The 13,365-nt window shown below is 72.8% G+C and carries 9 protein-coding genes; 4 read left to right on the top strand and 5 right to left on the bottom strand.

Annotated features, from left to right (window positions below; translation table 11 throughout):
- Positions 1-47: 47 nt before the first annotated feature.
- The 5 genes from E6A26_RS10610 to E6A26_RS10595 all read right to left on the bottom strand — a co-directional run bounded on the left by E6A26_RS10610 (position 48) and on the right by E6A26_RS10595 (position 7,356).
- A complete protein-coding gene (locus tag E6A26_RS10610; RefSeq protein WP_136611175.1) occupies positions 48-1,094 on the bottom strand; it encodes a LacI family DNA-binding transcriptional regulator in 1,047 nt (348 codons plus the stop codon).
- A gap of 52 nt (positions 1,095-1,146) precedes the next feature.
- A complete protein-coding gene (locus tag E6A26_RS10605) occupies positions 1,147-1,359 on the bottom strand; it encodes a DUF4287 domain-containing protein (RefSeq protein WP_136611174.1) in 213 nt (70 codons plus the stop codon).
- A gap of 27 nt (positions 1,360-1,386) precedes the next feature.
- Positions 1,387-1,530, bottom strand: coding sequence for a hypothetical protein (locus tag E6A26_RS17615; RefSeq protein ID WP_168928730.1), 144 nt, complete (start codon positions 1,528-1,530; stop codon positions 1,387-1,389).
- 97 nt (positions 1,531-1,627) lie between these two features.
- Positions 1,628-5,083 (bottom strand): alpha-L-rhamnosidase-related protein, encoded by a 3,456-nt coding sequence (locus E6A26_RS10600; RefSeq protein ID WP_136611173.1) that lies wholly within the window; start codon positions 5,081-5,083, stop codon positions 1,628-1,630.
- Complete coding sequence (locus E6A26_RS10595) at positions 5,083-7,356, bottom strand: DUF6807 family protein (RefSeq protein WP_136611172.1); 2,274 nt, start codon at positions 7,354-7,356, stop codon at positions 5,083-5,085. Before E6A26_RS10595 ends, E6A26_RS10600 begins: the two co-directional genes overlap by 1 nt.
- Positions 7,357-7,971: 615 nt before the next feature.
- Between E6A26_RS10595 and E6A26_RS10590 the strand changes: the two genes are divergently transcribed.
- The 4 genes from E6A26_RS10590 to E6A26_RS10575 all read left to right on the top strand — a co-directional run bounded on the left by E6A26_RS10590 (position 7,972) and on the right by E6A26_RS10575 (position 13,316).
- Positions 7,972-8,430, top strand: a complete 459-nt coding sequence (locus E6A26_RS10590) for an L-rhamnose mutarotase (protein ID WP_136611171.1) — start codon at positions 7,972-7,974, stop codon at positions 8,428-8,430.
- On the top strand, positions 8,427-9,596 hold the full coding sequence (rhaI, locus tag E6A26_RS10585; RefSeq protein WP_136611170.1) for an L-rhamnose isomerase: 1,170 nt from the start codon (positions 8,427-8,429) through the stop codon (positions 9,594-9,596). The genes E6A26_RS10590 and rhaI overlap by 4 nt, the downstream gene beginning before the upstream one ends.
- A 142-nt stretch (positions 9,597-9,738) precedes the next feature.
- Positions 9,739-11,784 carry a bifunctional aldolase/short-chain dehydrogenase gene (locus tag E6A26_RS10580; protein ID WP_136611169.1) on the top strand — a complete coding sequence of 682 codons (2,046 nt, stop codon included), beginning with the start codon at positions 9,739-9,741 and terminating at the stop codon, positions 11,782-11,784.
- The gene (locus tag E6A26_RS10575; protein ID WP_234865351.1) at positions 11,781-13,316 is read left to right on the top strand and encodes a rhamnulokinase; all 1,536 of its coding nucleotides are present in this window, start codon (positions 11,781-11,783) and stop codon (positions 13,314-13,316) included. The genes E6A26_RS10580 and E6A26_RS10575 overlap by 4 nt, the downstream gene beginning before the upstream one ends.
- Positions 13,317-13,365 lie beyond the last annotated feature (49 nt).

Here is a 13,365-nt window from a genome sequence, read left to right as displayed (position 1 = left end):
TCGTAGGGAATGTCCGCTTTCGGTACCGGCCACCGCCATGTCGGCGGCTAGGCGCGACCCGCCGTCGATGCGCGGACCACGAGCTCGGGCTCGAAGACCAGATTCCGCGGAGCGAGCGAGGGGTCTTCCGCCTCTTCGCGCAGGATTCGAACGGCGGTCTGCCCAATGAGCTCGCGCGGCTGCCGCACCGAAGAAAGAGGGACGACGGCGGCACTCGCGAAGTCGATATCGTCGTAGCCCACGATCGCGATGTCTTCGGGGACGCGCAGCCCGCCCTCGCCCATGAGGACCTGGAGCGCGCCGATCGCCGTGAGGTCGTTGCCGGCGAGGATCGCGTCCGGGCGGTCGCCCGGAACCCGTGCGAGGAGCGCCCGTGCGGCCCGGCGGCCGTCGTCGAAGCCGAGTCCCGCCGTCTCGATCGCCTCGACGCGGGCGCCCTCGACCGCGCTCGCGGCCTCCCGTGCGCCCGAAAGACGGTCATGCATCTGGGCGAGATCGGCGGGGCCGCCCACGAATGCGAGACGCCGCCGCCCGAGGCTCAGGACGTGCTCGGCGGCGAGGCGGCCGCCGGCCACGTCGTCGACCGCGACCGAGCTGAGACTCCGCGATCCGGCGACACGGTCCACGAGAACCGCTGGGGTGCCGGCGATGCGCAGCCGCTCGAGGCGCTCGCCGAGATCCCCGATGGGAGAGATGAGTAGCCCGAGAACGCGCTGCGTCTCGAAATAGTCGACGTGCGCGGCCTCGCGGTCCGGCGACTCGTCGCTGTTGGCCATCACCACGGAGAGGCCGTCCCTGCCCGCCTCGTCCTCGGCGCCGCGAGCCACGTCGGTGAAGAACGGGTTCCGGACGTCCAGCACCACGAGCCCGATGGTCGTGGAGCGGCCCGCCCGGAGCTGCCGCGCCGCGTCGTTGCGCACGAAGCCCAGCTCCTTGATCGCAGCGTGCACCCGCTCGACCGTCGCCGCGCGGACGATGTCCGGCCGGTTGAGCACGTTCGAGACCGTGCCGACGGAGACGCCGGCGCGTTCCGCGACGTCGCGGATGCTTGCCGTGGCGCGGGACGGCGCGGACAGGCTGTTAGCGCGGCTCATGCTCGGAGACTACAGCGTTCGAGCCGGGGCATCGCGCACGTTCGTTGCGGCGCTAGTCGCCCTGCTTCTGGCGGAACCAGCCCACGAGGGCATTGGCGTGACCGTGGCCCAAGCCGAAGTTCTTCTTCAGGAACTCGACTTGTTCCATGTGCTTGAGATCGGCGACGGACTCAAGCTGGGTCAGCCAATGGCTGATCGGCTGCCCGTACTTCTTCTCGATCGAGGGGAAGTAGGACGCGGGCCCGGTCACCTTCTCTTCAGACATGACGCCATTATGCTGCGTGGTCGTGGACTAGGCGTTGGACTCGGCGTCCCCGGCGGAGCACGTGGCTGCCGCGCGCTCCGCGCGGCGGTCGGCCGAGAGGACCTCCCACGCGACCGGGATGACCATCATGGCTCCGACCATGAGGACGGCGAGGATAGTGAACAGGGACATGGCGTTCCTCCTTCGGGCAGGGATGGCACTGCCTGAGGAATGGCCGCACCGGTGCTTTCACTCTCTCCAACGAAGCTGTTCGCGAGGTTATTCCGGACTATGTCTCCGGATATTTTTCGGACGTTCCGAGCCCGTGGTGACCCAGCCGATGGTGGCCGGCCCCGAGAAGGCGCCGCCCGCCGTCGTTCGCGCCGCCCGGGGCGCTCGGCATCTCGGCCCACGCCTCCGTGCCCGGGGGAAGCTCGCACTCGAGTTCGACGCCCGTGGCGGTGCGCCGCCAGGCGACGCGCAGCGTGCCCTGGTCGATCGGCAGCTCGGCCCGGGCCCAGTCGAGGCGGCACTCGGGCACGCGGAGCTCGAAGAGTCCAGGGGAGACGCGCCGCAGTCCGAGGATCCCGTCCACGAGGACGGGCCACGCCGCCGACGACCATGCGTGCGACTGGCTGTGGTCCGAGCCGGGCTCGAGCTCCCAGGATTCCCAGGCGAACGTCGCTCCGCGGGCGAGCCACGCGAGCGGCCCGCGGTCCGGGTTGTCGAGCACCACGCCGAGCGCCTGGTCCGCGAGGCTCTCGCTGATGAGCGCGCCGAGCAGCCGGTGCCACGTCAGCGGCCCCATGCGGAGGCCGGACCGGGCGGCGCGGTGGGCGTCGGCGGCGCGGAAGTCCGGCGCGGTCGCGCCGACCGCGAGCGGGAAGACGGTCGCGTGCTGGGACGCGTGCGGGCTCGGTGAGCCGTCCTCGCGAAGGCCGTCGACGAACACGCCGTCCACGCGGAGCTTGCGGTGCATCGCGTCGGCGAGGGCCGCAGCGCGCTCGCCGAGGAGGGCAGCGTGCCGGTCCCGGCCGAGGAGCGCGCTGAGTCGGGCCGTCGCGGTGAGCGCCGCGAATGCCTGCGCGTTGACGGTGGTCCGCGCGGCCGTGTCCATGTCGTAGCCGAAGCGGTTCGGGGCCGGCCAGTCGACGATGCCGTGCAGGTAAGGCCCGCCGCCGCCCTCGAGGTTCGTCACGAGGCCCGCGCACGGTCCCGAATCCGCGCGCGAGCGGAGGGCATAGCCGCACGTCGCCTCGAGCGTGGGGAGCAGCTCGGCGACGAACGCGTCGTCGCCGGTCGCGTCCCAGTACGCCTCGGCCCACTCGGGCAGCATGAGGCTGAAGTCGGGGATGTCCCGCTTGCCGTCGCCGTTGGGGTAGACGGCGTTGACGCGGCCCCGCTCGTGCGGGGCATCCCAGTACCGACGCCCGGACCACGCGAACTCGCGCAGGGCTTGACGCGTGAACTCGCGCTCGCCGAACGCGGCCATGGTCGCGTAGGAGATGTTCGCCGCGTCGGCGAGGAACTGGCCCTTCTCCCGGGTGGGGGTGTCCACGAAGCGCTCTTGGACGCCGTGGAGCGCCGAGTCCTGCAGGAGCCGGAGCACGTCCGTGAGCCGCGGATCCGAGCACTCGAAGGTCGCCTCCGCGGGGTGCGCCCCGCGGACGACGGCGGCGTCCAGCCGGGCGGGAGCGGCGCCGCCGAACTCGAGGTAGCGGAAGCCGAGGTGGACGCGCGCGTCGAAGCTCGTGGCCGCGGCCCGGGCGGCGCCCGCCGCGGGGTCGGCGCTGGCGGTTGCAGCAACGCCGCCCACGAGGAACGTCATGTCGGTGTTCTGGCTCGGCAGCGTCGCGTCGTCGACGCGGCCGTCCGGCTTGAGCTCGTAACCGGCGCGGAGGCGGACGGGAGCGTCCGCGGAATGCTGTTCGTCCGAGGAGCGCGGTGCATCCCAGGAGCGCGGATCGTCCTCGGAGCGCAGCGCGTCCGAGGAGTGCCGCGCGTCCCAGCTCGCGCGCGGGCGGCGCGCGCGGACCGTGCCGAAGTCGGCGACGGGCGTGCCGTCGTCGGCCACGAGCCAGCGCACGGGCTCGTCGCGAGCCTCCGCGGTGTGCGCGCGGCGCGGATGGACGGCGGGGAACTCGGGGCACGGATTCGCGCCGAGGACCCGGGCCGGCTCCCAGCCGGAATCGTCGAAGCCAGGCGCGTCCCAGCCTGCGGGCAGGGCGCCGAGGACATGCTCGATCGGATCGCCCTCGTCGTTGCGGTAGCCGGCCTGCGCGTACGGCGCCTCGGCGACGCGCCAGCCGGGACCCGTCGCGAACACGGCGCGCGACCCGTCGTCGTACTCGACGCGGAGCTCGGCGAGCACGCCGGGCACCGTGGAGGCGCGGCCCTGCCCGGGCCCGTACCAGTGCGAGAGGATCGCGAGGGTGACCCGCGGATCCGTGTTCCTTTGGCCCGCTGACCCCGTCCAGACGGCGCGGAGCGCCGCGGTGACGTCGGCGGCGTCGTAATAGTCCTCGCCCGGATAGCCGAACGAGGAGAGCTCGAGGACCTCCCGCCCGCCCACCGAGACCCACGCCTGGTGGCGGGCGGCCGCGTAGACGACGGCCCGGCGCACCGGGCCCGCAAGCACAGCCTCGGTGCGCAGGAGCGTCCACTCGTCCGGCTGGCGGAACGCCGTGGTCGCGGGCCAGCCGGCGAGTCCGTCCGAGGAGCGGTAGCGGAACCTCTCCGTGCCCGCTCCGGTGCCCGCGCCGTCGCTGATCGTGAGGGATTGAAGCGCCCCCTCGGCACGCGGCGCCGCGTGGAGCGCGATCAGGGTCCCCGCAGGGGCGGGCACGGCAAGCTCCGCGAGCCGCAGGCCGTCGACGGCGACCGATAGCCTCCCGCCGCGGGCCTCCGCCCGGAGCCGGTGGAGCCGACCGCTGCCCGGGTGCGGGGGCCGGCCCGCCTCGGCACGCTCGGGCGCGAAGACGGCCTCGACGAGAGGCTCCGTGGCCCAGTCTTCGGGTTCGCACGGCTGCTCCCAGCGCGGCGCTGGCCGCAGGACGACGCGGCTTCGCTCGAGTTCGAGCAGTAGGCCGGTGCCGGGACCCGCGCTCCAGAGGACGACTCCCGCGGCGCCGAGCACGGGGCGCAGCTCGGCGTCGAGGACGAAGTCCGCCCCCGCCTTGACCGGAGCGGGCAGGAACGGGGTGCCGTGCCAGCGCAGCTCGCCGTCCGCGATCCGCAGCGGCGCGCGGCCACCGGCGGGCCGGGCGATCCACTGAGCGGTCCAGCCGCCCCGGCCCCGGTCGTCCAGCAGCCCGTCGTCCAGCAGCCCGTCGTCCAGCCCGTTGTCGTCCAGCCCTGTGCTGAACAGCGCCGTGCCGAACGCGTGGTCCTCGCTCCAGGGGCCCCACGCGCCGTCGTCGGTTTGGAGGCGCACCCGCCAACGGCATGCGGTGTCCGGTGGCAGCGCGGCGCCGTCGGGGACGACGACGCGCGTCGTGGCGTGGCGGGGGAGAGGGATGCGGCCGGGGGCCCAGAGGAGGCGGCCGTCGGCGGCGCGCACCTCGGGCTCGGCGGCGACAGGATGGGCGGCGGTGGGTCCCGCGGACGACGCCGGGGCGGCGCCGAGCGCGTCCAGCGGCGCCGCCGGTTCGGCCTGCCACGCGAGACGGGGCGTGGGGCCCGCCGTGAGGCAGGCCTCCGCACCCTCGACGCGCAGCCGGACGGGACGTAGGCCCGCCCCAGCCATCACTCGCCGACCGCCGCGCTCGCCACGAGGCACGCGGCCCGGTCGGCGTCGAGCGGGCCGTCGACGAACCACATGCGGAACGTCCGCGCGAGCGAACCGCCGGTGCCGAGCTCGACGGCGCGCTCCCACGCGAGCGCCGAGCCGATCCCCGGATAGCCTGCGAGGCGCACGAACCACGGATCGTCCGGGGCTTCTGGCGCGGCGGCGATCACGACGCCGGCCTCGGCCTCGCCGAACCGGGCGCTCCAGCCGATCCACGGGGCGGCGTGGCCGTGCACGGCCTCCTCGCCCGCGGCGACCGGCGTGAACACCTGCGCGTCCACGCACGGCGCGAGCCGCAGGAAGAGCCCGCCGTACCCGCCGCCGGCGTTCCCGTTCGAGCCGGGGCCGCCCAGGCTCACGGGCTGCGCCGCCGTGAGCCGGGACGAGAGGTCGAGCCGCCACGCGCCGTCGCCCGCTGGCTCCGCGCTCGCGGTGCGTTCCTCGGTGAGGAGGGCCTCGCCGTCGTGCGCCTCCCAGCGCAGGGCGAGGTCGAGCCGGCCCGCAGCGGAAGCCGCGTGCCCGATCGCGATGCGCCCGTGATCGGGGCGCCAGACGTAGCGGCCGGCCTCGCGCGTGTAGGTTCGGCCGCCCCAGAGGTTCGTGCCGGACACGTCCTGGAGCGCCCATCCGAGGCCGAGGTGCCACGCGTGGTCGAGGGGGAGCTGGTCCGTGATGACGGTTCCAGCGAGCGTGCGCACGGGGTGCAGGTACGGGCGCGGCGAGAGCGTCGGGGCGAGGCCCGCGCCGCTGCGGAGCTCGGCGACCGCGCGGCCGTCCGGGAGGGTGAGCTCCGCGCTCGCCGTCTGGGGCGCGGCCCACGGGAGTCCGAGCTCGGAGAACGTCGCCTGTCCCCGCACCGCGCGCTCGAGCGCCTCCTCGATACCGCGGACGACGGGCCGCGCGGCCTGCCCCTCGCCGACCCAGTCCACGAAATCGCTCGGGATCTGGCGCGGCGCGGGAGCCGTGCGCACGGCCTCGAGGACCCGCATGAACGCGCCGGCATCACCGAGGGAGCTGAGGAGCGGCGCACCCGTGGTGAGGTGATCCAGCAGGTTCTCGGTCAGGTCCGTGCGGCCGTAGCTCTCCTCGCGCTCGCCCGCCTGGGTGCGGACCACGAGCCGATCCTCCGTGTAGAAGAACTGCGCCTCGCCCTCCGTGCCGTAGACAGTGACCCACGGCTCGGCGGACTCGGCCGCGCAGAGCGTGAGGGCGCACGTGATGGGCAGGCCGTTCGCGGTGAGGATGCGGACGGCGGACGTATCGTCCGCCTCGATGTCGTGGGCGTGGTAGAGGTCGACGTCGATGCTCGCGACGTCCTCCTCGCGGTGGGCGCGGGCGATGCGCAGCGCCGTCGCGACGGCGTGCGCGAGCGGGTTCGTGACGACGCCGTCCACCACCTCGACGCCGTCGAGGGTGCGTCTGCCTGCCCAGCGCGAGCGGGCGTAGTAGGCGAGGTCGCGGGTCCAGACGCCGATCGCGCCGACCGCTCGCAGTGTGCCGATCTCGCCCGACGCGAGGAGCGCCTCGATCGCCGGCAACGCGTGCGAGCCGAGGCTCTGGAAGCCGACCTGGACCGCGGCGTGGCGGCGCTCCGCGTGAGCCAGCAGCTCGCGGTACGCGCCAAGAGACGGGACCGGCGGCTTCTCGAGGTAGAGCTGTGCCCCGGCGTCGAGGGCGGCCGCGCCCAGCGGGCCGTGGGTCTGCAGCGGCGTCGCGACGATCGCGACGTCCGGGGCCGGGCGGGCGGCGAGCAGCTCATCGAACGACGCGAACTGCGCCGCGCCCTCGGGCATCGTTTCGGCGTCCGGCGGGCGCGGATCAGCCACAGCATCGAGGACGACGGCGCCCCCGCGGCCCAGGCGGTCCAGGTTCCGCAGGTGCACGAGGCCGAAGCCGTGGGCGCCGACGAGGGCGACGCGGGACGGCGTGGTTCGGGGGGTTGGGGCGGTTGGGGGCTGGGCGCTGCTGGGGGTTGGGGCGGTTGGGGGCTGGGCGCTGCTGGGGGTTGGGGCGGTTCGGGGCTGGGCGCTGCCGGGGGTTGGGGCGGTTGGGGGCTGGGCGCTGCTGGGGGTTGGGGCGGTTGGGGGCTGGGCGCTGCTGGGGGTTGGGGCAGTTGGGGGCTGGGCGCTGCCGGGGGTTGGGGTTTCAGTGGTCGGGACCCCGGGGGTTGGGCCCCCGGGCTGGCGGGCGGCGTCGTTCGATGGGGCGGTCGGAGATGCGGGGGTGCTCATGGAGCTCCTTTGCGCCGTGGCCCGCGTGGCGGGAAGCTGGAAAGCGTTTTCCCACAGTTTGGCATGGCCGTGGCGTGTTCGTCCAGAGCGGTCAGGGCTGGCGGAAAAACGATTCACCAGGGAACCGCGAGTCCGCCCCAGCAGTTCCTCGCCGGCGGTAACGAGGCACCGGGTTGGCGGGGGCTGCATCATCGCGGTGGGCCGGCGCCCCACCGACGACGGCGCGCTCTCCCCTCCCGGGAGGGAGGGTCCACCCGTATCTCCTTGCCTCAGCCGCATCTCCTTGCCTGAGCCGCTTCTCCTTGTGGGGTCCGGCAAGGAGAAGCGGTCAAGGGCAGCAGATGCCGACGCCGCAGCCGGCTGGGGTCCGGCAAGGAGAAGCGGTCGAGGGCAGCAGACGCCGCCGCCGCCGGCGGGGTCCGGCAAGCAGAAGCGGTCAAGGGCAGGAGACGCCGACGCCGCAGCCGGCTGCGCTCCTGGTGGACAGACCCAAAGTCGGTGAGGCCTGTTGACCCCCGCGACCGCTGGCCCTAATCTAAGGATGAAACTACTTTGAATCGATTCAGAATCGAACAAATCGGCGGCACGCACGCCAACCCAACCCACAGGAGCCCGATGAGCGAGACCGCGACGCGGCGGATCTGCTTCCAGCAGTGGATCCACCCGGACCGCATCGAGGAGTACAAGCGCCGGCACGCCGCCGTGTGGCCCGAGATGCTCGAGGCCTTGGAGGCAGCGGGCTGGCGCAACTACTCCCTCTTCCTCCGCCCCGACGGGCTCCTGATCGGCTACGTCGAGACGGACAGCCTCGACGCCGCGACCGCCCGCATGGCCGCCTACGAGGTCAACGCCCGCTGGCAGGCCGAGATGGCCGGCCTCTTCGACGGCATCGATTCACCGCCGGACGAATCCTTCATCGCTCTCGAGGAGGTCTTCTACCTCGAGGACCAGCTCGCCGCGGCCCGCCGCGACGCCCGGAAGCCTCAGGGCACAGCATCCGAAACGACCCGAACCGCCGAATCGGACGCGGCCCCCATTTCAGAGCCAGAACAGACCACAGGAGACCACGCATGAGCACCACCGAAATCCGCATCCCTGAGGCTCTGGACGGCCTCGCGATCGAGGTCCCCTCGTGGGCCTACGGCAACTCGGGCACGCGCTTCAAGGTGTTCGGCACACCGGGCACACCGCGCACCGTCGAGGAGAAGATCCAGGACGCGGCGAAGGTCAACGAGCTCACGGGCCTCGCACCGAGCGTCGCGCTGCACATCCCGTGGGACAAGGTCGAGGACTACGCGGCGCTCCGCGATTACGCCGAGGGCCTGGGCGTAAGGCTCGGGACGGTCAACTCGAACACGTTCCAGGACGACGTCTACAAGTTCGGCTCGCTCACCCACTCGGAAGAGGCCGTGCGCCGCAAGGCGATCGAGCACCACCTCGAGTGCATCGACATCATGGACGCGACCGGTTCGCGCGACCTCAAGATCTGGCTCGCGGACGGCACCAACTATCCCGGCCAAGACGACATCCGCGCCCGTCAGGACCGGCTCGCCGAGTCGCTTGCGGAAATCTACGCGCGTCTCGGAGAGAGCCAGCGCCTCGTGCTCGAGTACAAGTTCTTCGAGCCGGCGTTCTATCACACCGACGTCCCGGACTGGGGTACCTCCTACGCCCAGACCCTCGCCCTCGGCGAGAAGGCGTTCGTGTGCCTCGACACGGGCCACCATGCCCCCGGCACGAACATCGAGTTCATCGTGGCCCAGCTCCTGCGCCTCGGGAAGCTCGGATCCTTCGACTTCAACTCGCGCTTCTACGCCGACGACGACCTCATCGTCGGCGCGGCGGACCCGTTCCAGCTCTTCCGCATCATGGTCGAGGTGGTCCGCGGCGGCGGCCTCGAGCCGAACTCGCCCGTGGCCCTCATGCTCGACCAGTGCCACAACCTCGAGGAGAAGATCCCGGGCCAGATCCGCTCCGTGCTCAACGTCCAGGAGATGGCCCTGCGCGCCCTGCTCCTCGACCGCGAGGCCCTCGGAGAGGCCCAGGCCAACCACGATGTCCTCGCCGCGAACGCCGTCTTCATGGATGCGTTCTACACGGACGTCCGCCCGGCCCTGGCCGCGTGGCGCGAGGAGCGCGGCCTCCCCGCCGATCCGATGGCCGCCTACGCCGCCTCGGGCTACCAGAAGCTCATCAACGACACCCGCGTGGGCGGCACCCAGGCCGGCTGGGGCGCCTGAGCGAGGGACGGACGACGGCGACCGCGCGCCGTCGTCCGTCCACCCGCCACGCTGCCCTCCGCCGTCGTCCGTCGCCTTCGACGCAGTGCCACTCAACCGCCCTCCCTCCCCAAAACCGCCCTCCCGAACCCACGAGGACACCATGAACCAGACCCAGAATCCGGCTGTCGCCGAGCTGATCGCCCGCTCGAACCGGCTGGGCGCCGACAAGCGCAACACCAACTACGCCGGCGGGAACACGTCCGCCAAGGGCACCGAGACCGATCCCGTCACGGGCGAGCCGGTCGAGCTCCTGTGGGTCAAGGGCTCCGGGGGCGACCTCGAGACTCTGGCCGAGAAGAACCTCGCGGTGCTGCGCCTGGACCGACTGCGCGCGCTCAAGGGCGTGTACCCGGGTGTCGAGCGCGAGGACGAGATGGTCGCAGCGTTCGACTACTGCCTGCACGGCAAGGGCGGCGCCGCGCCGTCGATCGACACCGCGATGCACGGGCTCGTCGACGCCGCGCACGTGGACCACCTCCACCCGGACTCGGGCATCGCGATCGCGACCGCGGCCGACGGCGAGGCGCTCACCGAGAAGATCTTCGGCGGCCGCGTCGTCTGGGTGCCGTGGCGCCGTCCCGGCTTCCAGCTGGGCCTCGACATCGCCGCGATCAAGGAAGCCCACCCCGAGGCGATCGGCACGATCCTCGGCGGCCACGGCATCACGGCGTGGGGCGCCACGAGCGAGGAGGCCGAGGCCAACTCGCTCTGGATCATCGCCGAGGCGGAGAAGTACCTCGCGGAGAACGGCCGCCCCGAACCGTTCGGCCCGGCCCTGCCCGGCTACGGCGCGCTGCCCGAGGCAGAGCGCCGCGCCAAGGCGGCGGCCCTCGCCCCGGTGATCCGCGGCCTCGCCTCGGCGGACAAGCCGCAGGTGGGCCACTTCACCGACGACGAGCGTGTCCTCGACTTCCTCGCCTCCGCCGAGCACCAGCGGCTCGCGGCTCTGGGCACGTCGTGCCCGGACCACTTCCTGCGCACCAAGGTCAAGCCCCTGGTCCTCGACCTACCCGCGGACGCCGGGATCGAGGAGAGCGTGGCCCGGCTCAAGGAGCTCCACGAGGCGTACCGGGAGGACTACGCGGCGTACTACGAGCGGCACGCCGAAGAGGATTCTCCCGCGATGCGCGGGGCCGACCCGGCCATCGTGCTGATCCCGGGCGTGGGCATGTTCTCCTACGGCAAGGACAAGCAGACCGCCCGGGTCGCGGGGGAGTTCTACCTCAACGCGATCAACGTCATGCGCGGGGCCGAGGCCGTCTCGACGTACGCCCCGATCGACGAGCGCGAGAAGTTCCGCATCGAGTACTGGGCGCTCGAGGAGGCCAAGCTCGCCCGCATGCCGAAGCCCAAGTCGCACGCGACGCGCATCGCGCTCGTCACGGGCGCGGCTTCCGGCATCGGCAAGGCCATCGCGACGCGCCTCGCGGCTGAGGGCGCGTGCGTCGTCATCGCGGACCTCGACCTCGAGAAGGCCCAGGCCGCCGCGGCGGAGCTCGGTAGCGCCGACGTAGCCGTGGGCGTCCGCGCGAACGTCACCGACGCCGCCGCCGTCGCGGCTGCGATCGACGCGACGGTCCTCGCGTTCGGCGGGATCGACCTCGTGGTCAACAACGCGGGCCTGTCCATCTCGAAGCCGCTCCTCGAGACGTCCGAGAAGGACTGGGACCTCCAGCACGACGTCATGGCCAAGGGCTCGTTCCTCGTCTCCCAGGCCGCGGCGAAGGCCATGATCGCGCAAGGCCTGGGCGGGGACATCGTGTACATCTCCTCGAAGAACTCGGTCTTCGCGGGCCCGAACAACATCGCGTACTCGGCGGTCAAGGCCGACCAGGCCCACCAGGTGCGCCTGCTCGCGGCCGAGCTCGGCGAGCACGGCATCCGCGTCAACGGCATCAACCCCGACGGCGTGGTGCGCGGCTCCGGGATCTTCGCCGGCGGCTGGGGCGCCAAGCGCGCCGCGGTCTACGGCGTGCCGGAGGAGAAGCTCGGCGAGTACTACGCCCAGCGCACCCTGCTCAAGCGCGAGGTCCTCCCGGAGCACGTCGCGAACGCCGCCGCCGTCCTGACCAGCAACGAGCTCTCGCACACCACGGGGCTCCACATCCCGGTCGACGCGGGCGTCGCCGCCGCCTTCCTGCGGTGAACGGGCGTATCTCCCCGGCGCGGACCGGCCTTCGCTGCTTCGCGGCGGTCGACGTCGGAGCCTCCTCGGGGCGCGTCATCCTCGCCACTGTTTTTTCTCACGAGGGCGCGGACGACGGCGCCGGGCTGCCTGTCGGAGTTGGAACGGCCGACGGCGCGCCCCGGGTCTCGCTCGAAATCGTCCACCGCTTCCCGAACGGCGTGCTCGACGACGGGGCCAGGGGCGACGGGACCACGGTGCTGCGCTGGGACGTGTGCGGCATCTTCGCCGAGGTCCAGACGGGCCTCGCGAAAGCACACGAGCTTGCGGCGTCGCGCGGACAGCGGATGGAGAGCATCGGCATCGACACGTGGGCGGTGGACTACGGCCTCGTGGACGCGGCGGGCCGGCTGCGGCTGCCGGTCCACGCGTACCGCGACTCCCGCACGGAGTCTACGGTCCCGGTCGTGCACCAGAAGGTCTCGCCTGAGCGGCTCTACGAGGTGACCGGCCTGCAGTTCCTGCCGTTCACCACGCTGTACCAGCTCGCGGCCGAACCGGATCTCGACGGCGTGCACGCGCTCCTCATCCCGGACCTCCTCGCGTTCTGGCTCACGGGCGCGCGCCGCACGGAGGAGACGAACGCGTCCACGACCGGCCTCCTCGATGCGAAGACCGGCACATGGTCCGCCGAGCTGTTCGAGGCCCTCGGCCTTCCGGAGGGCCTGTTCCCCCAGCTCATCGCGCCTGGCGAGGCGTACGGCACCCTGCTGCCCGCCGTCGTCGGACGCACCGGCCTGCCGGCAGACACGCCCGTGGTCGCCGTCGGCTCGCACGACACCGCTTCGGCCGTCGCGGCGGTGCCGGCGGCGCCGGGGGAGGACGTCGCGTACATCTCCTCGGGGACGTGGTCGCTCGTCGGCGTCGAGCTCGACGCCCCCGTGCTCACGGAGGCGAGCCGGGCCGCGAACTTCACGAACGAACGCGGCGTGGACGGCACCATCCGGTATCTGCGAAACGTCGGCGGCCTGTGGCTCCTGAGTGAGTCGCAGCGTGAGTGGGCGGCCCAGGGCCTCGACCTCCCGCTCGAGCAGCTGCTCGCCGACGCCGCCGCGCTTCCGGCTGACGGCCCGCAAATCGACGCCGACTCGGACGAGTTCATCGCGCCCGGTGACATGCCCGCCCGGATCAGGGCCGCCGTCGAACGCCGCGGGGCAACGCTCCCGGGCGACCCGGCCGCGATCGTCCGTTGCATCCTCGACAGCCTCGCCGCGGCGTACGCGCGGACGCTCGCGCAGGCCGAGGAGCTCTCGGGGCGGCGCCCGAAGGCCGTGCACGTGGTCGGCGGGGGCTCGCAGAACGAGCTGCTGTGCCGGCTCACGGCCGCCGCGACCGGACTCCCCGTCCTCGCGGGGCCCGTCGAGGCGACCGCGCTCGGCAACGTGCTTGTCCAGGCCCGCGCCGCCGGCGCTCTCGACGGCGGCCTACCCGCCCTCCGCACAGCCGTCCGGGCGAGCGTCGAGCTCCGCGAGTACACCGCTCTGACCGCCTAGCCCTCCGCATGCGTTCCGGGATGACAAAGGGAACAACGCAGCGACTCGT

The sequence above is a fragment of the Sinomonas albida genome, from assembly GCF_004919045.1.
In the GTDB taxonomy this organism is placed as follows: domain Bacteria; phylum Actinomycetota; class Actinomycetes; order Actinomycetales; family Micrococcaceae; genus Sinomonas; species Sinomonas albida.
This window is presented reverse-complemented; position numbering and strand designations above follow the sequence as displayed.